Origin of the sequence: Pseudomonas sp. NPDC098747 (assembly GCF_044760045.1) — a bacterium.
Lineage (GTDB): Bacteria > Pseudomonadota > Gammaproteobacteria > Pseudomonadales > Pseudomonadaceae > Aquipseudomonas.
On the sequence record NZ_JBIWAL010000001.1, the window covers coordinates 225158 to 247530 of the forward strand.

Here is a 22373-nt window from a genome sequence, read left to right on the forward strand (position 1 = left end):
CCGCCGCCGCCCCTATTTGCGCCAGATGCATTGCCGGGAGCGACACAGGCTTATTCCAAAAACGACGATCACCATACGTTTTCGGTATTAAATCATTATTTTTCAAGCTGTTACGCTTGCCGGTTCGCAGCAGCCCCGGAAGGCTGTTGGCATAGTCTTCTCTGGAGTTCTCATGAATCTACCGTTGATTCTCAACCTGCTGGTGTTCCTCGCCCTGCTCTTCGGTCTGGCGCAAACCCGCCACACCTCGTGGAGTCTGGCGAAAAAAGTCCTGCTCGCGCTGTTGCTCGGCGTAGCCTTCGGCGTCGCGCTGCACACGATTTACGGTGCCGGCAACCCGGTACTGAAAGCTTCGATCGGCTGGTTCGATCTGGTCGGCAACGGCTACGTGCAGTTGCTGCAAATGATCGTCATCCCGCTGGTGTTCGCCTCGATCCTCAGCGCCGTGGCCCGCCTGCACAACGCATCATCGTTGGGCAAGATCAGCTTCCTGACCATCGGCACGCTGCTGTTCACCACCGCCATTGCGGCGCTGATCGGCATCGGCCTGACCAACCTGTTCGGCCTCACCGCTGAAGGCCTGGTCGCCGGCACGCAGGAAATGGCCCGTCTGCAAACCATTCAGACTGACTACGCCGGCAAGGTTGCCGACCTGAATGTGCCGCAACTGCTGCTGTCGTTCATCCCGCAAAACCCGTTCGCCGATCTGGCCCGGGCCAAGCCGACCTCGATCATCAGCGTGGTGATTTTCGCGGCGTTCCTGGGGGTTGCCGCGCTGCAACTGCTCAAGGATGACGTCGAAAAAGGTCAGAAAGTGATCAACGCCATCGATACCCTGCAAGCCTGGGTGATGCGTCTGGTGCGTCTGGTGATGAAGCTGACTCCATACGGCGTGCTGGCGCTGATGACCAAAGTGGTCGCCGGTTCCAACCTGCAAGACATCATCAAGCTCGGCAGTTTCGTGGTGGTGTCGTACCTCGGGCTGGGCCTGATGTTCGTCGTGCACGGCCTGCTGGTATCGGCCGCCGGGATCAACCCCCTGCGTTTCTTCCGCAAGATCTGGCCGGTGCTGACGTTCGCGTTCACCAGCCGTTCCAGTGCCGCGAGCATTCCGCTGAGCATTGAAGCGCAGACCCGTCGTCTGGGTATTCCGCAGTCTGTGGCGAGCTTCGCAGCATCGTTCGGTGCGACCATCGGCCAGAACGGCTGCGCAGGTCTGTACCCGGCAATGTTGGCGGTGATGGTTGCGCCGACTGTCGGCATCAACCCGCTGGATCCGCTGTGGATCGCGACCCTGGTGGCGATCGTGACCCTGAGTTCGGCCGGTGTGGCGGGCGTAGGTGGCGGCGCGACGTTTGCAGCGCTGATCGTGCTTCCGGCGATGGGCTTGCCAGTGTCTTTGGTCGCGTTGCTGATTTCGGTTGAGCCGCTGATCGACATGGGTCGTACGGCGTTGAACGTGAGTGGTTCGATCACGGCTGGCGCGATTACCAGCCAGGTGATGCAGCAGACCGATAAAGAACTGCTGAATGCCGATGAGCATGCGGAGCTTGCTCACGCTTAAATGATCTTGTGGCGAGGGGATTTATCCCCGTTGGGTTGCGAAGCGACCCCATTATTTTGGGGCTGCTACGCAACCCAACGGGGATAAATCCCCTCGCCACAGTTTTAGGCTTTTTCCCAGACTTCGAAGTTGTAGGCGGGTTTGTCGCCCTCAGCCGGATTCGCCACGTTCGACACCAGTTTCCACTGGTTCAAATCAAACTCCGGAAACCACGCATCGCCTTCCGGGCTCAGCGCCACACGGGTCAGATACAAACGATCCGCCTGCGCCAGTCCTTGCGCATACAACTGCGCCCCGCCAATCAGCATCAGCTCATCGACGCCCTGCTCTTTCGCCCACTCTTCAGCGCGAACCACCGCAGCTTCCAGCGACGGATAAACCTCTGCACCTTCGAGCACCAGATCGGCCTGACGGCTGACCACGATGTTCAAGCGCCCCGGCAGTGGACGACCGAGCGAGTCCCAGGTCTTGCGGCCCATGATGATCGGCTTGCCGAGCGTGGTGGCCTTGAAGTATTTGAAGTCGCCCGGCAGGTGCCAGGGCATGCTGTTGTCGACGCCGATCACACGGTTTTCACCGAGGGCCGCGATCAGGCTGAGGGGGAGTGATTTAGTCATGCCAGCGAGGATACCAGAGCCTCGCTTACCCCGATAAGCGCCACAGCGGTTATGCTCTCGACTCAATTGAGCGACGGAATGGCGCGTGACTGAACTGACTCCTCTGCAAAACCTCTGGCTGACCGAAACCGTGCGCCTGCGCGAAGAACACGCGGGCAGCCTGGATGATCTGGAAGCCAATCGCCTGGCCCGCGCGGCCGGTGGTGATCTGCCGAACCGCATTCAACACCGCGCGTTGTGGCTGGCCGAGCGTGACGGACTGACCGCAGCCCTCAAACACTGGCTGCAAGGCGCGCGTCTGGCGTTGGTGGTGATGGTGCTGCTGGCCTGCGTCACCGGGGCCGGCATGGCATTTTCCACGTTGGGCGACGGCACGCGACCGGTGAATATTTTCTGGGCGCTGGGCACGTTGCTCGGGGTGAATCTGATTCTGCTGCTGAGTTGGGGGCTGGGCTTGCTGTTCGCCGGTGAACACAGTGCCGCACTCGGCCGGCTCTGGTTGTGGCTTAGCGAAAAATTTGCCCGGGATGCCAAAGCCGCGCAGTTACCGCCCGCCCTGCTGGTGTTGCTACAACGGCACAAACTCAACCGCTGGGCGCTCGGCGCGCTGGTCAATGGCCTGTGGCTGGTAATCATGCTCAGCGCCCTGACCATGCTGGTGCTGCTGATGGCCGCCAAGCGCTATGACTTCATTTGGGAAAGCACGCTGTTTGGCGCCGATTTCTTCGTTGCCCTGACAGATGCATTGACGGTCATACCCCATGCCTTGGGCTGGAGCGCGCCGAGCGTCGACATGATTCGCGTGACGCTGGATACCGATTACAACCGCGTTCTGGTTCGCCAGATGTGGGCGATATGGCTGGTCGGCGCGGTGCTGATCTACGGCGTCTTGCCGCGTCTGATACTGATGTTGTTCTGCCGCTGGCGCTGGAAACGCGGTCGCGACCGCTTGCGCCTGGACCTGAACCTGCCCGGCTACGCGCAATTGCGCGAACGCCTGATGCCGAGCAGTGAACGCCTCGGCGTCAACGACCCGGAGCCGGCGCAAATGCATCGCGTCGAAAGCGGCGTCAGCGAAGGCGCCAGCGAAGGTGCGTTGCTGGTGGCGATCGAACTCGACGAGCAACGCCCATGGCCGCCCGCGCTGCCGAAAAAAGTCAGCAACGCCGGCATTCTCGACAGCCGCGAGTCGCGGCACAAACTCCTCGAACAACTCAGCCGTTTCCCCCCAGCGCGGCTGGCCATCGCCTGCGATCCCCAGCGCTCGCCGGATCGCGGCAGCCTCGCGCTGATCGCCGAATTGGCGCGCAGCGCTGGCGAAACTCGCGTCTGGCTACTGCAACCGCCGCCCGGTGCAGCACTGGATGCCGAACGCCTCGGCGACTGGCACCTCGCGCTGCAACAGCTTGAGCTGAAGTTTGCCGATAGCGCGCCGCTGAACTGGCTGGAGACCGGACATGACTGACGCCCGCAAAGCCCCGCTGAAACTGGCAGTGGTTGGCCACACCAACGTCGGCAAGACGTCGCTGTTGCGCACGCTGACCCGCGATGTCGGCTTCGGCGAAGTCTCCCATCGACCGAGCACCACGCGGCATGTCGAAGGCGCGCGATTGTCGGTCGATGGCGAGCCGTTGCTCGACCTCTACGACACGCCGGGGCTGGAAGACGCCATCGCCCTGCTGGATTTTCTCGAACGCGTGGAGCGCCCCGGCGAACGCCTGGATGGCCCGGCGCGGCTGGCGCGGTTTCTCGACGGCAGTGAGGCGCGCCAGCGCTTCGAGCAGGAAGCCAAAGTCCTGCGGCAACTGCTCGCCTCGGACGCCGGTTTGTATGTGATCGACGCCCGTGAACCGGTGCTGGCCAAATATCGCGACGAACTGGAAGTGCTCGCCAGTTGCGGCAAGCCGCTGCTGCCGGTACTGAATTTCGTCAGCAGCGCCAACCATCGCGAGCCGGATTGGCGCGAGGCGTTGGCGCGCCTCGGCCTGCATGCGCTGGTGCGTTTCGACAGCGTCGCGCCGCCGGAGGATGGCGAGCGGCGGCTGTATGAAAGCCTGGCGCTACTGCTGGAAAATGCGCGGCCACAACTGGAGCGGTTGATCGCCGATCAACAGGCTCAGCGTCTCGCACGCCAGCAAAGCGCTGCACGGCTGATCGCAGAATTGCTGATCGACTGCGCCGCGTGCCGGCGCAGTGTGGTCAGCGAGGCCGAGCAGGAACAGCAAGCCATCAGCGAACTGCGCAAGGCTGTGCGTCAACGCGAACAGAAGTGCGTCGAGGCGCTGCTCAAGCTGTACGCGTTTCGCCCACAAGATGCAGCGGCCAGCGATTTGCCGTTGCTCGACGGGCGCTGGGGCGATGACCTGTTCAATCCCGAGACGTTGAAGCAGCTCGGTGTGCGGGTTGGCAGCGGTATCGCTGCCGGTGCGGCGGCCGGGGCTGGGGTGGATTTGCTGGTCGGCGGGATTACCCTCGGCGCTGCGGCATTGGCTGGAGCGATTGCGGGCGGGGCGCTGCAAACGGCGCGCAGTTATGGCAGTCGCTTGCTCGGCAAGATCAAAGGGCAACGGGAATTGACGGTGGATGATGGCGTGTTGCGGCTGTTGGCATTGCGTCAGCGCCAGTTGTTGTTGGCGCTTGATCAGCGTGGGCATGCGGCGATGGACGCTGTTCAAGTGGCTACGCCGCAGGACAAAACCTGGCGTGAGGGCAAGTTGCCCGAGGCGTTGAGCAAGGCGCGGGCGCATCCGCAGTGGTCATCGCTCAATCCGCAGGCGAAGTTGAACCAGGCTGAGCGGCAGGAGCAGATTGAGGGGTTGGTTGGGAAGGTGCTTGAGCTTTAGATCGCTGCCCCCTCCCCTCGCATGCGCAACTCGACAGTTCACATCAAAAGGTCTGTGCGATCACTTCCATTGAAACTTCAGGAAGGTTTCAGCAAGTGTCGCTACCAGCCGATCATCCACCGCATCGATGACGCCATCCTGGTTGATATCGTGGTGGATGTTCCATTCAAGTTTGCTGTCATTGTCCAGGTCATATGCGGCGTGCCATGAAGCAAGCGTACGCTGCTCCATCGGCGTGCCTTCGTAGAGGTGCAGCCGAACGGTGTCCGGCGTACCGTCAGCGTAAAAGTCTTGGGCGTAAACCTTCATGTAACGCTGCCCTGTTGCGCCAGGATTGAACCAGTTGAGCTGCACAAAGGCGTTGGCGAATGACTTGAGCAAACGCTCATCCTTGATGTTTTCCTTGCCATCATTGTTGACATCACCCGCCTGGAAATCGACTTTGCCATCGGCAGTGATATCCAATGCATAGGCCCGGTGAATCAACGTGTCTTCGGCTCCGCTGTTTTCCTCGAAAAAATGCAGGAGCAGAGTGTCCGCCCGGTTATTCGCACTTCGGTCTTGAGCAGTTACTTTGAGATAACGCATGGGGTAAACCTTGAATGAAGAAAACCCTCACGTTAGATCAATGACTTCTTCAGCTCTGTCCGAGATATCGATGTCGCTTGTAAGACTGTTCAGCAAAACGTGAAGTCATTCGAAGCCTGGACTCGTCAGCACATCCAACGTGCCAACGAGAAACCGAAGACCCTTACGACCAGTTGAATTTGAGATAGAGCCCTGCCAAGCGCTGCACCAAACGGTCATCAATCTGGTCGATCCGACCGTCGCCATTTGCGTCGCCGTGAAAGCTGAAATCAAGTTTGCCGTCGTTGTCACGATCAAACGCAGCACTCCACGAGATCATGATGCCGTCTGATTCAAAACTGTCCTCACGACGCAAATGCACACGGACGATGTTGGGGGTGCCATCCCCTTGAAGATCCTCAGCGAGAATCTTCAGGTATTGCTTTCGCGTGGTCCCTCGGTTGAGCCAGTTCAGCTTGATAACGGTGTTGGCAAACGCTTGCAGCAGGCGTTGATCTAAAGCGTTCTCCATGCCGTCGCCGGTCACGTCGCCAAATTTGAAGTCGACCTTGCCGTCCGCATTGATGTCCAGGGCAAGCGCGCTGTTGATCAATTTGTCCTCGCGGGCATTTACCTCCTCGCGAAATTCGAGCAACACAGAGTCTGCCTTACCGTTGCCACAGCGATCCTGGGCGATAACTTTCAAATAGCGCATGAGCATTCCTTGCCTGAATAAGAGGCTCGAACCCTACCCCGCGAAGTCACTGCCCTCTGTCACCGCAAACCGCCGCGATTTGTAGGGGTTATCGCTATTGCTTGTGTGTAGTCTCCGTCTAATGCGAAGGAATTCCAGTGTCAGCCAACAGGACAGCTGCTTTTCGCTTCAATAACCGAAGATCCATCACCGGCACCGCCCTCTCCTTGGCCAACTCATCCCACTGGCGCATACGCAAACTCACCGCGCACAGCGGATCCCGCTCAAATACCTCAGCCTCGGCCTCGGTCATCACCCCGCCCTGATATTCCAGCGTGCGCCGACTCGCTTCACTCAACCGCTCAAAATACCCCGGCTCGCGCAACGTCAGATACCGCTTGGCTTGCACGTGATATTCCACCAGCCGCGCCATGCGTTCGCTGAATCCGGCCTCGCGCAAATAATCCGCCCCTAGCCGCTCATGGCTGACCACGCCATAACCGCCCATGTTCGGCGCGCCCTCGGCACACAAATGGCCGATGTCATGGAAGAACGCCGCCAGCACCACTTCGTCGTCGAAGCCTTCGGCCATGGCCAGCTCGGCTGCCTGGGACATGTGCTCAATCTGCGACACCGGTTCGCCGATGTAATCGCGGGTGCCAAAGCGTTCATACAGCTCGAACACTCGAGCAACCACTTGCCGGTGATCTGTCATCAATCCTCCTCCAACAACTGCGCCACATTGCGCTCGGCCATCGCCGGGCCAACGCTCATGCCGACGCCGGTGTGCATCAACGCCACACTCAAACCCGGTGCCGGACGCAGGAACGAAAACGGCCCCGGACCCCGAGAACCATAGACGCCCTGCCAACGCTCGACCACTTGCACCTTGCAGCTCAGGGTCTGTTCCGCCAGTTCAAGCATCCAGGTGTCGATTTGCTCGGCGTTGAACGGTGAAGCGTCGCTGCCGTAATGGTGCGAATCGCCGATGATCAACTCGCCATACGGCGTCGGGCTGATCAGCAGGTGGATGCCGTTTTCGTGCAGGTGCGGTTGCTCGCGCAAAATCTGCGCTTGCACCGCCACCGCTTCCGGCAGATCGGCGAAGGCGCCGTAATGCACGCAACTCAAACCGGTAAGCAAGGCGTGTTGTAGATTGAGGTCGATCTGCGGCCGGGCGCGGAGCATTTGCAGGCGACAGATTTGCGGGTCGAGCGCGGCAATCGGCTCGGCCAGCAACGTCTGATAATCGTGGCCGGAGCAGACGATGATCTGCTTGGCAGTGAACGTTCCGGCAGTGCTTTCCAGGCGTCCGGACTCGACATCGCGCACCAGCGTGGAGAAGTGAAATTCGACGCCGAGGTCGCGGTGCAGGTAATCGATCAGCGCCGGAATTGCTTCGCGCGAGTACAGCTGTTGATCGTCCATCCCGTGCAACGCGGCGCGGTGGTGGCTGAACTGGCCGTTGTACAGATCGCGCAATGCGGCACCGCGCAACAGGTCGACGTTGTAACCGTGCTCCACTGCGCGGCCGGCGCAGAAGGCTTCGAGCAGATGTTCTTCTGCTTCGCTGCGGGCGAACAGGTACGAGCCATTGCGTTTGATTTGCAGCCCGGCGAGTTGCGCCCAGTCGCCCCAGATGTCGCGGCTGGCCTTGGCCAAGTCGAGCATCTGGCCGGGCGGTTGGCCGGTGACCAGTGCTTGGCCGAAGTTGCGGACCGAAGCGCCGAGCGGTGTGGCGGTGCGTTCGAATACGCCGACTTTGAGGCCGCGCTTGGCGGCGGCGAAGGCGTGGGAGAGGCCGAGAATGCCGGCGCCGACAATGAGCAGGTCTTTGTAGTGTGTCATCTGGATGATGTCCTGAATGAAAGACCGCTTTCGCGAGCAAGCTCGCTCCCACAGGGGATTTTTTGGTGTCCACAGAATATGTGTTCACTGAAAATCCAATGTGGGAGTTGGCCTGCCAACCACCGCAGGAAATTGTGTTGTGAACACGATCCAATGTGGGAGCGAGCTTGCTCGCGAAGAGGCCCTATCAGTCGATAGAGATTTTACTTGGCAACCACTTTCTCGGACTTGCCGTCATAGCGCTTGCGCCACTCGGTCAGGATTTCGTCGCGATTCTTCGAGGCCCAGGCGAAGTCGTTCTTGATCAGTCGCTGCTCGTAGTCGGCCGGCAATTCGGTCTGTGGCTTGGCGATGCCCGGCTGCGCAAGAACGGCGAAGTTTTCTTTGTACAAGTCCATCGCTTCGGCGCTGGCGGAGAAGTCGGCGAGTTTCTTCGCGGCGTCTTCATGCGGGGTGCCTTTGATCACGGCAGTCGCTTCGATCTCCCAGCCCAGGCCTTCCTTCGGCAGGATGATGTCCAGCGGCGCGCCCTGACGCTTGAGCTGAACCGCCGGGTATTCAAAGGAAATGCCGATCGGGAATTCGCCGGCCGCGGCCAGTTTGCATGGCTTGGAACCGGAGTGAACGTACTGGCCGATGTTCTGGTGCAGACCGTCCATGTAGGCCCAGCCCTGTTTCTCGCCGAAGGTTTGCAGCCAGGCGCTGACGTCGAGGAAACCGGTGCCGGACGAGGCCGGGTTAGGCATGACGATCTTGCCTTTGTACTCAGGCTTGGTCAGATCCTGCCAGCTCACTGGCTTGGTCAGACCCTGCTTTTCGGCCTCAATCGTGTTGAAGCAAATGGTCGCGGCCCAGACGTCCATGCCGACCCAGGCTGGCGGGTTGGCGGCGTCGCGGTAGTTCGCGCCGATCTTGCCCAGATCCTTTGGCGCGTAGCTTTGCAACATACCTTGCTGATCAAGAATCGCCAGACTGGAAGCCGCCAGCCCCCACACAGCGTCAGCCTGCGGACGGGCCTTTTCGGCCAGCAGCTTGGCAGTGATGATCCCGGTGGAATCGCGCACCCACTTGATCTCGACGTCCGGGTTGGCTTTTTCGAAGGCTTCTTTGTAGGTCTTCAGCTGTTCGGCTTCGAGAGCGGTATACACCGTCAACTCGGTTTTTGCCGCGAAGGCATTCAGGCTGAAAGTAGCGAGCACAGCAGCGGCCAGGGCCATAGGCTTGAACATGATCGATTTCCTGTCGTTGAGTTGAAGGTGTGAATCAGTGACCGGGCGCCGTTTGCCGCCAGGCCTGGGAGCGGCGCAACAAGCCGCGCGAAGCCCACGCCAGCAGCAAGGACACGCCCGCCGAGGTGAACAGAATCAGGGTCGACATCGCCGCCGCGCCGCCCACGTTGCCGGCGTCATCCATGTTCAGCACCGCCACCGCCGCGAGGATGGTGTCGGGGCTGTAGAGGAAGATTGCGGCGGACACGGTGGTCATCGCCGAGACGAACAGGTAGCGCACGATGTCCAGCAGCGCCGGCAGGCAGATCGGCACGGTCACGCGAAGGTAATGCCGGTACAGCGGCGCCTTGAGCGACAGCGCGGCGGCTTCGAACTCGGCATCGAGTTGGCGCAGCGCGGTGGTCGCGGTCATTTGTGCGGTGGTCAGATAGTGCGCAATGGTGCAGACGATCAGCAGCGTCATCGTCCCGTACAGAACGTGCAGCGGGTTGCCGGTGAGGTTGAAGAAGAAGACGTAACCCAGGCCGAGAACCAGCCCCGGCACCGCCATCGGAATAAAACTGAGCATGCGCAACATCAGGTTGAGGCCGCGCTGCGTGCGGGTCTTTTCCATCAGATAAGCGCCGGTGAAGATCAGCACGCTGCCGATCAGCGCCGTGCCCAGCGCCATCTTCAAACTGTTGCTGTAGGCCAGCCAGCCACCGCCGGCTGTCTCGTTGAACTGGTAGTGATTGAGCGACAGCGACAGGTTGTACGGCCAGAACTTCACCAGCGATGAGAACACCGCCATGCCGAACACCAGCAGCAACGCGGCGCTGATCAACAAAACAATCGCCAGATAGCAGCTGTCGCGCAGCTTCGACGGTGCCGGCTTGAACACCTGAGCGCGACCGCTCATGGAGTCGCCGTGACGTCGACGCAGCCAGGCATCAACCCCGAAGCTGAACAGCGCCGGTACCAACAGCACCATGCCGATCAACGCGCCGCGACCGAATTGCTGCTGGCCGACCACCGCTTTATAAGCTTCCAGCGCCAGCACCTGATAGTCGCCACCGACCACCACCGGCACACCGAAATCGGTGATGGTCAGGGTGAACACCAGACAGAACGCGGCGAACACAGCCTGACGCGTCGCCGGCCAGGTAATGCTGCGAAAGGCCTTGGCCGGACTGGCGCCCATGCTCGACGCGGCATCGAACAAACGCGCATCGGCCAGCGACAATGCCGAGAGCAAAATCATCAGCGCATGGGGAAAGGTGTAGATCACCTCACCCAGCACAATCCCCCAGAACCCGTAGATGTTGTCCGAGAGCAACCCGCGCAACATGCCCTGGTTACCGAACAGATAGACCAGCGCAATGCCCGGCAGCATCGACGGAGCCATCAGCGGCAGCAGGGAAATCCCGCGCCAGATGCCCTTCGCCGGAATCAATGTGCGTTGCAGTGCGTAGGCAAACAGGTAAGCCAGCGGTACGACGATGGCCGCGACGCTGAGGGAAACTTTCAAACTGTTGCCGAGCAGCCAATGGAAATTCTCGCTGGTCACCAACTCTTTCGCCGCGACCCAACCACCGCCCTGCCCGGCCTCGCTGCTGAAACCACGCCAGAAGATCGCCAGCAACGGCAGCAACACCGCGACACCGAGCAATACCAGCAACAGGACTTTGCCGACGACGACAAAAATGCGGTCGCCGATCTCGGCTTTCGAGGACTGTCGCACCTGCTTGTGCGGTAGCGGCAGTGCGAGGTTGCTGTTCATCAGGCAAACACCTGCAGGCTGCGCGGCGGCAAGGCGACCATGATCTGCTGGGCGCCAAGGCGTGGCATGGCTTCCGGCGCCAGCTCGGCGAGCAATGCGTGGCCCGGCAGTTGATCGAGTTCGAAGCTCATGCGGCAGCGGTTGCCGAGGAAGGTGATCTCGCGGACTTTGGCCGGAAAGAGGTTTTCCTCATGCACCAGCGGATTGACGTTGATCGCTTCCGGGCGGCAGAACAAACGGCCCGACGCACGCTGGACGCTGCCGTCGCTCAGGCGCAGGTTCATCCCACCGACCTGGGCGTGGCTGTCGCTGCTGCGCTGGAATGGCAGCCAGTTGCCCTGACCGACAAACTCGGCCACGAACGGCGTGGCCGGCCGGTTGTAGATTTCCTGTGGGGTGGCGTATTGCTCGACGCGACCGTTGTTCATCACGGCGATGCGGTCGGCCATCAGCATGGCTTCGTCCTGATTGTGGGTGACCATCAGGGTGGTGATGCCGAGGTTGCGTTGCAGTTGGCGCAGTTCGGTACACAGATGCTCGCGGACCCGGGCATCGAGGGCCGACATCGGTTCATCAAGCAACAGCAACGACGGCGCAGGGGCCAAGGCGCGAGCGAGCGCAACGCGCTGTTGCTGACCGCCGGACAATTGGCCGGGGTACTTTTTCTCACTGCCGATGAGGCCGACCAGTTCCAGCATCTGACCGACGCGACGGCGCACTTCGTCGCGACCGCTGCCGGCGAGGCCGTAGGCAATGTTCGCCTCGACGGTCAGATTGGGGAACAGCGCGTAGGACTGGAACAGAATCCCGTAGTCGCGAGCTTGCGGGGCGAGGTGCGAGACGTCGCGGTCACCGAGGTACAGTTCGCCGCTATCCTGCTTCTCCAGCCCGGCGATGCAGCGCAGCAACGTGGTCTTGCCGCAACCCGAGGGGCCGAGCAGACACACCAGTTCACCGGCGGCGACGTCGAGGGAGACGTTATCCAGCGCGGTGAAAGCGCCGAAGCGCTTCTGTACGCTGCGCACTTTCATCGGCGCACCGGGGTTGGTCAGGGCAGTTGCGATTGCAGGATTCATGGACAGACCTCATCAAGCAGATGAGGCCAATCCTAGGGTTGTAATGCGTCCGTCATGTGGCAGTGAGGCAAAAACGGCCGATAGTGGTATTCAGGGATTTGGGTTGAGGGGTTGGATCTGTGGTGTCTGACCTGGCGCCATCGCTGGCAAGCCAGCTCCCACAGGTGTTTCTGTCATTTACACAATCTGAGTTCACTGAAAATCCCTGTGGGAGCTGCCTTGCCAGCGATGAGGCCGCCCCTGCCCACGCAAGGCTTCAGGCCGGGGACATTTCCTGCGCCAACCCGAGAAACGCCGCTGGCAGCCGCGCACTCTTGCGTTCCTTGAGGCAATACAGATATTCGGGAATCTGCGGCGCATTCTCGATGGTTAGCACGCGCAACTGCGGATCGTGCGGTACTTCTTGCCGGGCAATGATGCTGATGCCGATGTTGCGCAGCACCGCCTCGCGGATCGACTCACGGCTGCCAATCTCCAACAACGGCCCGAAACTCACGCAGGCAGAGGCCAGCAACTCTTCAGTCAGCCGCCGCGTGGTCGAGCCGGACTCACGCATCAGCAGGGTATGCCCGGCCAACGCAGTCAGCGCCACATGCTCATGCACCGCCAGCGGATGGTTACGATGCACCGCCAACACCAGTGGATCAGTGCCGAGCACCCGGCGAATCAGCCGCGCGTCGTCGAGTAACTGCGACGAGGCCGCGATATCCACGCGGTAATCCTCCAGCGCTTCGAGCACTTGCTGCGAGTTGCCGATTTCCACCGACACTTCCACCTGCGGCAGACGCTCGCGAAAGGTCTTCACCAGATCGAGGATGTAATACGGCGCGGTCGCCGCGATGCGCAGCGTGCCCTGCACCTGACCGCTGTTGCGCAAGAAGAACTCGATGTCCGCCTCTTGCTGCAACAGCGTCTTGACCATCGGCAGCAACCGCGCGCCCTCGTCGCTAACGCTCAAACGCCGACCGCCACGGTAGAACAGCTCCACCGAATACTGGCTTTCCAGATTGCGAATCTGTGTGGTCACGGTCGGTTGGCTGAGACCGAGCTTTTTCGCCGCCAGCGTGATGCTGCCCAAACGGGCCACCATGTAAAACGCCTTTAGCTCAGCACTCAGCACAACCATCCCTCATCGTTTATTTGCGCAGCAGGCGCAAACCGTTGAACACCACCAACAGGCTCACGCCCATGTCGGCGAACACCGCCATCCACATGGTGGCGAGCCCGGCGAAGGTTACCGCAAGAAAGATAGCCTTGATCACCAGCGCCAACGCAATGTTCTGTTTCAGGATGCTGGCGGTATTGCGCGACAAGCTGATGAATGCCGGGATCTTGCGCAGATCGTCGTCCATCAGGGCGACATCGGCCGTCTCGATCGCCGTGTCGGTGCCCGCAGCGGCCATTGCAAAACCGATCTCGGCGCGGGCCAGCGCCGGGGCGTCGTTGATGCCATCGCCGACCATGCCGACTCGATGGCCCTGCTTGTACAGGTCTTCGATGGCTTGCAGCTTGTCGGTCGGCAGCAAATCGCCGCGCGCTTCATCGATGCCAACCTGCGCTGCAATCGCTTTAGCGGTATGGACGTTGTCGCCAGTGAGCATCAAGGTTTTCACGCCCAGCGCATGCAACTGACGGATCGCCTCGCGGCTGGTCTCTTTGACGGTATCGGCCACGGCAAACAGCGCCAGCGGGCCGGACTTGTCGAGCAGCAGCACCACGGACTTGCCCTGTTTCTCCAGCACGAACAGCTTTTCTTCCAGTTGCGGCGAGCACAGGCCCAGTTCTTCAACGAGGCGATGATTGCCCAAGTGGTAAGTCTGGCCACTGATATCGCCTTTCACGCCCCGCCCAGCGAGCGCTTCGAAGTTGTCCACAGTCAGCGCGGCGAAGTTTTTATCCACAGCGGCTTTGGCGATGGCCAGCGACACCGGGTGATCGGAACGCCCGGCCAATGCGGCGGCAATCGCCGGCGCCGTGGCGTCGGCGGTCGGATCGAGGGACAGGTAATCGGTTTGCACCGGTTTGCCGTGGGTGATCGTCCCGGTTTTATCCAGCGCCAGATAGTCGAGCTTGAAACCGCCCTCCAGGTACACGCCGCCCTTGACCAGAATGCCTTTGCGCGCCGCTGCCGCGAGGCCGCTGACGATGGTCACCGGGGTGGAAATTACCAGTGCACATGGGCACGCGACGACCAGCAACACCAGCGCACGGTAAATCCAGTCGAACCACACGGCGCCCATGAACAACGGCGGAATGATCGCTACGGCCAGTGCGAAAATGAACACCACGGGGGTGTAAATTTTCGAGAACTGATCGACGAAACGCTGAGTCGGTGCGCGTGCGCCCTGCGCCTGTTCAACGGCGTGAATGATCCGCGCCAGGGTCGAGTTGTTGGCCGCAGCAGTCACTGCGTATTCCAGCGAACCTGCCTGGTTGATGGTGCCGGCAAAGACTTTGTCGCCGACGGTTTTCTCCACCGGCAGGCTCTCGCCAGTGATCGGCGCCTGATCGATGGTCGAACTGCCGCTGATGACCTCACCGTCCAGCGCAATACGCTCGCCCGGTTTAACCCGCACGCGGGCGCCGAGTTCGACGCTTTTCACTTCCTGTTCGAACCAGGTGCCGTCAGCCTGCTGCACGGTCGCCTGTTCAGGGGTCATCTGCATCAGGCCACTGATCGCGTTACGCGCACGATCCAGCGAGCGGGCCTCAATCAACTCGGCCACGGTGAACAGGAACATCACCATCGCCGCTTCCGGCCACTGGCCGATGAGGATCGCGCCGGTAACGGCAATGCTCATCAGCGCATTGATGTTGAGGTTGAAGTTCTTCAGGGCGATCCAGCCCTTCTTATAGGTTGTCAGGCCACCGCAGAGGATCGAAATCAGCGCAATTATCGCCACCACCCAGTTTGGCGCGGCATTGGTGAAGTGGATGACTTCCGCTGCCAATGCGCCAACGCCGGACAGCGCCAGCGGCCACCAGTGTTTTTTCACCGGAGCTGGTGCCGGCGCTTCGACGCCCGCCTCCAGCGGTTCGGCGTGCATGCCGATGGATTTGATCGCGTCGACGATCGGCGCGGTGTCCGGCAGATTGTGCGTCACGCCAAGCACACGGTTGATCAGGTTGAATTCCAGTTGCTGAACGCCAGCGAGTTTGCCGAGCTTGTTCTGGATCAGCGTCTGCTCGGTCGGGCAGTCCATCGCCTCGATGCGGAAACTGCTCAGGCGGGCGTCGGCGCTGGTCTTTTCGCTGAGCTGCACCAACGCAGGCGCGGTCGCTTTCGACGAGCAGCAAGAGTCTTCGCTCGAATGAACCGGCGCAGGCGCAGCGGCTTTCGACCCGCAGCAGGAATCGCCGCCCTGCGCATGTTTATGCACAGGCTGCAGCTTATGACTGTGATCGTGTCCGTCGCCCGGCTTTGGGGTGTGGGGGTGGGAGTGCTGGGAATCGCTCATCGGTTGCGTCCATGAAGGTGCCTGTTGCCAAGTAAAGACCCTATAGCCACTATAGGGTCAAGCACCCTTTTGGAGATTGCTGTCATGAAGATCGGAGAACTGGCCAAGCTGACCGATTGCGCCGTGGAAACCATCCGTTATTACGAGCGCGAAAACCTGCTGCCGGAACCGGCCCGCAGCGACGGCAACTATCGCGTCTACACCCAGGCCCACGCCGAACGCCTGACCTTCATCCGCAACTGCCGCACCCTCGACATGACCCTCGAAGAAATCCGCAGCCTGCTGACTTTGCGCGACAGCCCGCAGGATCAATGCGAAAGCGTCAACGCGCTGGTCGACGAACACATCCAGCATGTGAAGGCGCGAATCGATGGATTGCTGGCATTACAGACGCAACTGCTCGACCTGCGCCAACGCTGTGGCGAAGGGCCGATGGCGGATCAGTGCGCAATTTTGCAGCGATTGGAAGTGAGTGGTGGGGTTGTTGCGACGGAGGTTGAGCATTCACACGTGGGCCGTAGCCACGGCCATTAAACCCGATACAACACCAACTGTGGGAGCGAGCTTGCTCGCGAAAGCGGTGGTTCAGTCGACATTTCTATCAACTGACAGTCCGCCTTCGCGAGCAAGCTCGCTCCCACAGGTTTTTGTGTTGCTTGTCAGACCGCCATCGGCGCGGTCATTGGCGCGTGGTGCTCATAGCCTTCCAGCGAGAAGTCGCTCGGCTCAACCAGCTCCAGCCATTCCGGCTGATACACACCGGTCTTGGCAAACTCCGGCACGCGATCCGAGATTTTCAGCTTCGGCATGGCGAACGGCTCGCGCTTGAGCTGTTCGTTGAGCATGTCGAGGTGGTTTTCGTAGACGTGCGCATCACCGATGAAATAGGTGAACCAGCGCGGCGTGTAGCCGGTCAGGCGACCGATCAGGCTCAGCAGTGCGGCGCCTTCGGTGAGGTTGAACGGCGTGCCCAGGCCCAGGTCATTGGAGCGGATGTAGAGGGTCAGAGAAATCTCTTTGGTCTCGACATTCGGGTGGAACTGGTACAGCAGATGGCATGGCGGCAAGGCCATTTCATCAAGCTGAGCAACGTTCCAGCCGTGGAACAGAATGCGGCGGCTGCCCGGATCGTTGATGATCGTGTCGACGCACTGGCGCACCTGATCGATGGCTTTGTACAACACCACGTAGGCCTGGCCGTCTTCTTCGCCCTGAGCGATTTGCTTGTAGCCGTTGCTCAAGGTTTGTTCGATGGCGGCGGTATTGCTCAGCGGAATCTGCTTGTACGCGGGCCATTTGCGCCATTGCACACCGTAGATTTCGCCGAGGTCGTCGTCGCCCTGGCGGAACGGGTTGGCCAGCCACTGCGCGTTTTCGTTGGCGTTCTGGTCCCAGACCTTGCAGCCCAGCGCACGGAATTCAGCCGCGTTGTTCACGCCACGCAGAAACCCGCACATCTCGCCGATGGCCGATTTGAAGGCCATCTTGCGGGTGGTGATCGCCGGGAAACCTTCCTGCAGATCGAAACGCAGCATCGCACCCGGAAAACTGATGGTGTTGATGCCGGTGCGGTTGGCCTGTTTGGTGCCGTTCTGGATGACGTGCGAGACCAGTTCGAGATATTGCTTCATGAGTTACCTGTGTCCTTTGAGCCCCGGCGTCGCGCGCCGGGGTTCGAATATTTAAGCTGTCGGTGCAATCGGGGGGGCCGGGGCGCGGCGGTAGGCCAGCCAGATCAGGAACAACCCGGCGAGGATCATCGGCACGCAGAGCACTTGACCCATGGTCAGCCAGTTCCAGGCCAGATACCCCAGTTGCGCGTCCGGCACGCGGACGAATTCGACGATGAAACGGAAGATGCCATAAAACAGCGCGAACATGCCGGAGACGGCCATGGTCGGCCGTGGCTTGCGCGAGTACATCCAGAGAATGGCGAACAGCGCCACGCCTTCAAGCGCGAACTGATACAACTGCGACGGGTGACGCGCCAGTTGCGCAGGGTCGGTCGGGAAGACCATGGCCCACGGCACATCAGTCGCCTTGCCCCACAACTCGGCATTGATGAAGTTGCCGATACGCCCGGCGCCCAGACCAATCGGCACCATCGGTGCGACGAAGTCCATCAACTGGAAGAAAGACTTGCCGTTACGCTTGCCGAACCACAACGCTGCCAGCATCACGCCGATAAACCCACCGTGGAACGACATGCCGCCCTTCCACACTTCGAAAATCAGCATCGGGTTGGCGATGTAAGCGCTCAGATCGTAGAACAGCACATAACCGAGTCGCCCGCCGACAATCACGCCCATCGACAGCCAGAAGATCAGATCGGAGAGCTTCTCCTTGGACCAGGTCGGGTCGAAACGGTTAAGCCGGCGCGACGCCAGCAGCCACGCACCGCCGATGCCGACGAGGTACATCAGACCGTACCAGTGGATTTTCAGCGGACCGATGGCCAGGGCCACCGGGTCGATCTGCGGGTAAGGCAGCATTGCGACTCCTCGTTAGAGTTGAAAGCAGAATTCCCGGGCGACGCTGCCACCTCAGGATTAAGCCAGGATTGCCACGCGGTCAAAGCAAAAAGCTTAATCCCACGCAGAACAGCAAAGCGGCGAACAGTCTTTTCAGCAACTTCGCCGACAACCGATGGGCCAGCCGCGCGCCGAAACGCGCGAAGACCATGCTGGTCAGGGCAATGCCCAACAGCGCCGGCAAATAGATAAAGCCGAGACTATGGGCCGGCAACCGCGCATCGTGCCACCCCAAAATCATGAAACTTAAAGCACTGACCAGTGCAATCGGCAGCCCGCAGGCCGACGACGTGGCGACCGCTTGCTGCATCGGTACGCTGCGCCAGGTCAAAAAAGGCACGGTCAGCGAGCCGCCACCGACCCCGAAAATCGCCGAGGCCCAACCAATTACACTCCCGGCCGTCGCCAGTGCGATCTTGCCCGGCACCGTGCGACTGGCCTTGGGTTTGACGTCCAGCGCGAGTTGCACCGCAATCACCAAGGCAAACACGCCGATGATTTTTTGCAGGTTCGGCCCGGAAATGGCTTCGGCAGTCAGGGCGCCCAGACCGGCACCGATGAGGATGCCAACCGCCATCCAGACGAAAATCGGCCACTGCACCGCGCCTCGTCGATGATGCTCACGCACGGCGTTGACCGAGGTGAAAATGATCGTCGCCAGCGAAGTACCCACCGCCAGATGCGTGAGGATCGACTGATCAAAGCCCTGTAGGGTGAAACTGAACACCAGCACCGGAACAATGATGATCCCGCCGCCAACCCCGAACAGCCCGGCCAGCACGCCCGCACAGGCACCCAGCGCCAGATAAAGCAGAAATTCCATGACCGTCTCCCTGACCGCATCCCCAAACCGGAGCGGCATGGTAACGGATGCACACCCTTCGGCTCCACTTGCGATGGATGCACGGACGCCGGATGCGTAGAGTGAGCAAAAAACACACAAGGACCACCTTATGTGCCTGATCGTTTTCGCCTGGCGCCCGGAACATGCCCAGCCGCTGATCGTCGCGGCCAACCGTGACGAATTCTACGCCCGACCGAGCCTGCCGCTGGCGCAATGGCCGCAGGCGCCGCACGTGCATGCCGGGCGTGATCTTGAGGCGGGGGGAACCTGGCTGGGGATCGGTGCCAATGGGCGCTTTGCCGCGTTGACCAATATTCGTGACCCGCATCAGCCGCCGGCACGTAAATCACGGGGCGAGTTGGTGGCCGGGTTTCTCACGGGGGATCAGTCGCTTGATGATTATCTGGCTGACGTGGTCGGCCGCTCGCCGGACTACGCGGGATTCAACCTGCTGCTCGGTAACAGCCATGAACTGTGGCACTTCAATGCGCGGATGTCCGAGCCGATGATGCTGGAGTCCGGGGTCTACGGGTTATCCAATGCCGGGCTGGATACACCGTGGCCGAAGCTGCTCAAGGCCAAGGCTGCGTTGAGCGAGGTGCTGGATGACCCGACACCTGCGCGATTGTTGGCTTTATTGAGCGATGCGCAGACCGCGCCCTTTATTGAGTTGCCGGACACCGGCGTGGGGCTTGCGACTGAATCACTGCTGTCGAGCGTGTTTATTGCCAGCCAGAGTTACGGGACGCGGGCGAGTACAGCGCTGGTTGTGCAGGCGGATGGGACGCGGCGGATGGTGGAGCGCAGTTTTGGGCCGTATGGCGGGCATCTTGGGGAAGTTGAGGTCTGTATTTAAAAGCAAACCCTCACCCCAGCCCTCCCGAAACGTCGGACCGCCCGGAGGGAGAGGGGGCCGACCGAGTTGTACTGCGCGATACATCGACCTGAAAGACCGAGTTGATTATGGATTCGGCACAGCACTTTCAAGTCGGTATGAGTCGATTGTGGATACGGCAAAGTACTTTCAGGTCGGCGCATCACTGCAGCATCCCCCAATCAGTCCCCTCTCCCTCTGGGAGAGGGTTAGGGTGAGGGGCTTTTGATCTAGAGGGCTTTGTTGACTGCCGGCGGATTCATCTTCGACAAACCGAGATTTTTCAGCGCCAGTTGCAGCGAGCTGTGGATAACTTGCGGGTTGTCGATAGTCATCAGCTCGGCCAGCAATTCCTTGGCCTTGCTCAGGTTCACCTGACGCAGCATCCACTTCACCTTCGGCAAGTTGGTGGCGTTCATCGACAGGCTGTCGAAACCCATCGCCATCAACAGCACCGCCGCTGCCGGATCACCGGCCATCTCGCCGCAGATACTGACCGGTTTGCCTTCGGCATGGGCGTCGCGCACCACGTTTTGCAAGGCTTGCAACACGGCTGGGTGCAGGTAGTCGTAGAGATCGGCGACGCGCGGGTTGTTGCGGTCGACCGCCAGCAGGTACTGGGTCAGGTCGTTGGAACCGACCGAGAGGAAGTCCACCTGCCGCGCCAGTTCCTTGGTCTGATACACCGCTGCCGGAATCTCGATCATCACGCCAATCGGTGGCATCGGCACGTCGGTGCCTTCGTCGCGCACTTCGCCCCAGGCCCGGTGGATCAGGTGCAGGGCTTCTTCGAGTTCGTGGGTGCCGGAGATCATCGGCAGCAGAATGCGCAGGTTATTCAGGCCTTCGCTGGCCTTGAGCATCGCGCGGGTCTGCACCAGGAAGATTTCCGGGTGGTCGAGGGTGACGCGAATGCCGCGCCAGCCGAGGAACGGGTTGTCTTCCTTGATCGGGAAGTACGACAGCGACTTGTCACCGCCGATGTCGAGGCTGCGCATGGTCACCGGTTGCGGGTGGAACGCGGCGAGCTGCTCACGGTAGATCGCCAGTTGTTCTTTTTCGCTCGGGAAGCGCTGGTTGATCATGAACGGCACTTCGGTGCGGTACAGACCGACACCTTCGGCGCCACGCTTCTGCGCCCGCGCAACGTCTGCCAGCAGGCCGGTGTTGACCCACAGCGGCATGCGGTGGCCATCGAGGGTCACGCAGGGCAGGTCGCGCAGGGTGTCGAGCCCCAGCGCCAGTTGTTTCTCTTCTTCGACCACCTCGGCGAACTGCTTACGCAGCACTTCGCTGGGGTTGGTGTAGACCTCGCCGCGTGTGCCGTCGACGATCAATTCAATGCCGTCGACCTTGGCGTACGGCAGGTCGACCAGACCCATTACCGTCGGAATACCCATGGCGCGGGCCAGGATCGCGACGTGGGAGTTACCCGAACCGAGTACCGAAACCAGACCGACCAGCGTGCCTTCGGGCACTTCGCCGAGCATCGCCGGGGTCAGCTCTTCACTGACCAGAATGGTTTTTTCCGGGTAGACCAGATTCTGCTGACGCTCTTCCTGAAGGTAGGCAAGCAGGCGGCGACCGAGGTCTTTGACGTCCGAAGCCCGCTCGCGCAGGTAGGCGTCGTCCATCAGTTCAAAACGATTTACGTGCTCGGTCACGACCTGACGCAGTGCGCCCTGGGCCCACTGACCAGTCTTGATCACGGTGGTGATTTCGCTGCCCAGCGAGGCATCGTCGAGCATCATCAGGTAGACGTCGAACAGCGCGCGCTCTTCCGGGCGCAGTTGGGTCGCGAGCTTGGCGGACAAGGCGCGCATGTCGGCGCGCACGCCTTCGATGGCGGTCTTGAACAGTCCGAGTTCGGCGTCGATGTCTTTGATGGTCTTGTCCGGCACTACGTCCAGATCCGCCGGCGGCAGCATGACCACCGCAGTACCGACCGCCGCACCCGGCGAGCCTGGCACGCCGACGAACTTGGCTTCCTGAATACCCTTGCCCTGACGGCCCAGACCACGGATCGAACCGGTGGCCTCGGCGTGGGCGATAACGCCTGCGAGCTGCGCGCTCATGGTCACGAGGAAGGCTTCTTCACCTTCGTCGAACTGGCGACGCTCTTTCTGCTGGATAACCAGCACGCCGACGACGCGGCGGTGGTGAATGATCGGTGCACCGAGGAACGAGGCGTAACGCTCCTCGCCGGTTTCGGCGAAGTAACGGTAGCGCGGGTGAACCGAGGCGTTTTCGAGGTTCAGGGGTTCTTCACGCGTGCCGACCAGACCGACCAGGCCTTCGTTGGGTGCCATGCTGACTTTGCCGATCGAGCGCTTGTTCAAGCCCTCGGTGGCCATCAGGACGAAGCGGTTGGTCTCGGGATCAAGCAGGTAGACCGTGCAGACCTGGCTGCGCTTTGCCTCTTTGTTAGGAAAAACATTAATGATTAAGGAGGTCGTTTGATGTTTGTTT

At 60.8% G+C, this 22373-nt stretch carries 19 protein-coding genes; 5 read left to right on the forward strand and 14 right to left on the reverse strand.

Features of this window, described 5'->3' with window-relative positions:
• Positions 1-172 precede the first annotated feature (172 nt).
• The gene (locus ACIQVE_RS01040; RefSeq protein ID WP_402803666.1) at positions 173-1564 is read left to right on the forward strand and encodes an L-cystine transporter; all 1392 of its coding nucleotides are present in this window, start codon (positions 173-175) and stop codon (positions 1562-1564) included.
• 104 nt (positions 1565-1668) lie between these two features.
• On the opposite strand, the gene ACIQVE_RS01045 is transcribed toward ACIQVE_RS01040, so the two are convergent.
• Complete coding sequence (locus ACIQVE_RS01045) at positions 1669-2181, reverse strand: dihydrofolate reductase (protein WP_210700624.1); 513 nt, start codon at positions 2179-2181, stop codon at positions 1669-1671.
• A gap of 85 nt (positions 2182-2266) precedes the next feature.
• On the opposite strand from ACIQVE_RS01045, the gene ACIQVE_RS01050 reads away from it, so the two are divergent.
• Entirely contained in the window at positions 2267-3646 is a 1380-nt protein-coding gene (locus tag ACIQVE_RS01050; RefSeq protein WP_402803667.1) for a DUF2868 domain-containing protein, read from the forward strand.
• Positions 3639-5024, forward strand: coding sequence for a GTPase/DUF3482 domain-containing protein (locus ACIQVE_RS01055; RefSeq protein WP_402803669.1), 1386 nt, complete (start codon positions 3639-3641; stop codon positions 5022-5024). Before ACIQVE_RS01050 ends, ACIQVE_RS01055 begins: the two co-directional genes overlap by 8 nt.
• A gap of 60 nt (positions 5025-5084) precedes the next feature.
• Here the strand turns inward: ACIQVE_RS01055 and ACIQVE_RS01060 are convergent, their stop codons facing one another.
• The 9 genes from ACIQVE_RS01060 to ACIQVE_RS01100 all read right to left on the reverse strand — a co-directional run bounded on the left by ACIQVE_RS01060 (position 5085) and on the right by ACIQVE_RS01100 (position 15655).
• Positions 5085-5612 (reverse strand): hypothetical protein, encoded by a 528-nt coding sequence (locus ACIQVE_RS01060; protein ID WP_402803670.1) that lies wholly within the window; start codon positions 5610-5612, stop codon positions 5085-5087.
• 163 nt (positions 5613-5775) lie between these two features.
• Entirely contained in the window at positions 5776-6306 is a 531-nt protein-coding gene (locus ACIQVE_RS01065) for a hypothetical protein (RefSeq protein ID WP_402803671.1), read from the reverse strand.
• A 118-nt stretch (positions 6307-6424) separates the two neighbouring features.
• Positions 6425-7000 carry a phosphonate degradation HD-domain oxygenase gene (locus ACIQVE_RS01070; RefSeq protein ID WP_402803673.1) on the reverse strand — a complete coding sequence of 192 codons (576 nt, stop codon included), beginning with the start codon at positions 6998-7000 and terminating at the stop codon, positions 6425-6427.
• Entirely contained in the window at positions 7000-8133 is a 1134-nt protein-coding gene (locus ACIQVE_RS01075; RefSeq protein ID WP_402803675.1) for a TIGR03364 family FAD-dependent oxidoreductase, read from the reverse strand. The genes ACIQVE_RS01070 and ACIQVE_RS01075 overlap by 1 nt, the downstream gene beginning before the upstream one ends.
• 203 nt (positions 8134-8336) lie before the next feature.
• Entirely contained in the window at positions 8337-9362 is a 1026-nt protein-coding gene (locus ACIQVE_RS01080) for a putative 2-aminoethylphosphonate ABC transporter substrate-binding protein (protein WP_402803677.1), read from the reverse strand.
• A 34-nt stretch (positions 9363-9396) separates the two neighbouring features.
• Positions 9397-11121: a putative 2-aminoethylphosphonate ABC transporter permease subunit gene (locus tag ACIQVE_RS01085; RefSeq protein ID WP_402803679.1), complete on the reverse strand. Its 1725-nt coding sequence runs from the start codon at positions 11119-11121 to the stop codon at positions 9397-9399.
• Positions 11121-12197, reverse strand: coding sequence for a putative 2-aminoethylphosphonate ABC transporter ATP-binding protein (locus ACIQVE_RS01090; RefSeq protein WP_402803681.1), 1077 nt, complete (start codon positions 12195-12197; stop codon positions 11121-11123). Before ACIQVE_RS01090 ends, ACIQVE_RS01085 begins: the two co-directional genes overlap by 1 nt.
• Positions 12198-12453: 256 nt before the next feature.
• Positions 12454-13317: a LysR family transcriptional regulator gene (locus ACIQVE_RS01095; protein ID WP_402803701.1), complete on the reverse strand. Its 864-nt coding sequence runs from the start codon at positions 13315-13317 to the stop codon at positions 12454-12456.
• Between the two features lie 16 nt (positions 13318-13333).
• On the reverse strand, positions 13334-15655 hold the full coding sequence (locus ACIQVE_RS01100) for a heavy metal translocating P-type ATPase (RefSeq protein ID WP_402803683.1): 2322 nt from the start codon (positions 15653-15655) through the stop codon (positions 13334-13336).
• 84 nt (positions 15656-15739) lie between these two features.
• Here ACIQVE_RS01100 and cadR point away from each other — a divergent pair, with 84 nt between their 5' ends.
• Positions 15740-16189 carry a Cd(II)/Pb(II)-responsive transcriptional regulator gene (gene cadR / locus ACIQVE_RS01105; RefSeq protein WP_402803685.1) on the forward strand — a complete coding sequence of 150 codons (450 nt, stop codon included), beginning with the start codon at positions 15740-15742 and terminating at the stop codon, positions 16187-16189.
• A 125-nt stretch (positions 16190-16314) separates the two neighbouring features.
• Here the strand turns inward: cadR and ACIQVE_RS01110 are convergent, their stop codons facing one another.
• The 3 genes from ACIQVE_RS01110 to ACIQVE_RS01120 all read right to left on the reverse strand — a co-directional run bounded on the left by ACIQVE_RS01110 (position 16315) and on the right by ACIQVE_RS01120 (position 19009).
• Positions 16315-17286, reverse strand: coding sequence for a thymidylate synthase (locus tag ACIQVE_RS01110; protein ID WP_034153704.1), 972 nt, complete (start codon positions 17284-17286; stop codon positions 16315-16317).
• Positions 17287-17337: 51 nt separating this feature from the next.
• Complete coding sequence (gene lgt / locus ACIQVE_RS01115) at positions 17338-18147, reverse strand: prolipoprotein diacylglyceryl transferase (RefSeq protein ID WP_402803686.1); 810 nt, start codon at positions 18145-18147, stop codon at positions 17338-17340.
• 79 nt (positions 18148-18226) lie between these two features.
• Positions 18227-19009, reverse strand: a complete 783-nt coding sequence (locus ACIQVE_RS01120) for a sulfite exporter TauE/SafE family protein (RefSeq protein WP_402803688.1) — start codon at positions 19007-19009, stop codon at positions 18227-18229.
• 130 nt (positions 19010-19139) lie between these two features.
• On the opposite strand from ACIQVE_RS01120, the gene ACIQVE_RS01125 reads away from it, so the two are divergent.
• A complete protein-coding gene (locus ACIQVE_RS01125) occupies positions 19140-19886 on the forward strand; it encodes an NRDE family protein (RefSeq protein WP_402803690.1) in 747 nt (248 codons plus the stop codon).
• Positions 19887-20134: 248 nt separating this feature from the next.
• Here the strand turns inward: ACIQVE_RS01125 and ptsP are convergent.
• Positions 20135-22373, reverse strand: a 2239-nt coding sequence (gene ptsP, locus ACIQVE_RS01130) for a phosphoenolpyruvate--protein phosphotransferase (protein WP_402803691.1), incomplete at its 5' end; no start/stop codon positions are given.

Bases quoted from the DNA above. Each gene is read 5' to 3' on its own strand.
- ACIQVE_RS01040 (WP_402803666.1), top strand. From the start codon at position 173: ATGAATCTACCGTTGATTCTCAACCTGCTGGTGTTCCTCGCCCTGCTC.
- ACIQVE_RS01045 (WP_210700624.1), bottom strand. From the start codon at position 2,181: ATGACTAAATCACTCCCCCTCAGCCTGATCGCGGCCCTCGGTGAAAAC.
- ACIQVE_RS01055 (WP_402803669.1), top strand. From the start codon at position 3,639: ATGACTGACGCCCGCAAAGCCCCGCTGAAACTGGCAGTGGTTGGCCAC.
- ACIQVE_RS01060 (WP_402803670.1), bottom strand. From the start codon at position 5,612: ATGCGTTATCTCAAAGTAACTGCTCAAGACCGAAGTGCGAATAACCGG.
- ACIQVE_RS01065 (WP_402803671.1), bottom strand. From the start codon at position 6,306: ATGCGCTATTTGAAAGTTATCGCCCAGGATCGCTGTGGCAACGGTAAG.
- ACIQVE_RS01070 (WP_402803673.1), bottom strand. From the start codon at position 7,000: ATGACAGATCACCGGCAAGTGGTTGCTCGAGTGTTCGAGCTGTATGAA.
- ACIQVE_RS01075 (WP_402803675.1), bottom strand. From the start codon at position 8,133: ATGACACACTACAAAGACCTGCTCATTGTCGGCGCCGGCATTCTCGGC.
- ACIQVE_RS01080 (WP_402803677.1), bottom strand. From the start codon at position 9,362: ATGTTCAAGCCTATGGCCCTGGCCGCTGCTGTGCTCGCTACTTTCAGC.
- ACIQVE_RS01085 (WP_402803679.1), bottom strand. From the start codon at position 11,121: ATGAACAGCAACCTCGCACTGCCGCTACCGCACAAGCAGGTGCGACAG.
- ACIQVE_RS01090 (WP_402803681.1), bottom strand. From the start codon at position 12,197: ATGAATCCTGCAATCGCAACTGCCCTGACCAACCCCGGTGCGCCGATG.
- ACIQVE_RS01100 (WP_402803683.1), bottom strand. From the start codon at position 15,655: ATGAGCGATTCCCAGCACTCCCACCCCCACACCCCAAAGCCGGGCGAC.
- cadR (WP_402803685.1), top strand. From the start codon at position 15,740: ATGAAGATCGGAGAACTGGCCAAGCTGACCGATTGCGCCGTGGAAACC.
- ACIQVE_RS01110 (WP_034153704.1), bottom strand. From the start codon at position 17,286: ATGAAGCAATATCTCGAACTGGTCTCGCACGTCATCCAGAACGGCACC.
- lgt (WP_402803686.1), bottom strand. From the start codon at position 18,147: ATGCTGCCTTACCCGCAGATCGACCCGGTGGCCCTGGCCATCGGTCCG.
- ACIQVE_RS01120 (WP_402803688.1), bottom strand. From the start codon at position 19,009: ATGGAATTTCTGCTTTATCTGGCGCTGGGTGCCTGTGCGGGCGTGCTG.
- ACIQVE_RS01125 (WP_402803690.1), top strand. From the start codon at position 19,140: ATGTGCCTGATCGTTTTCGCCTGGCGCCCGGAACATGCCCAGCCGCTG.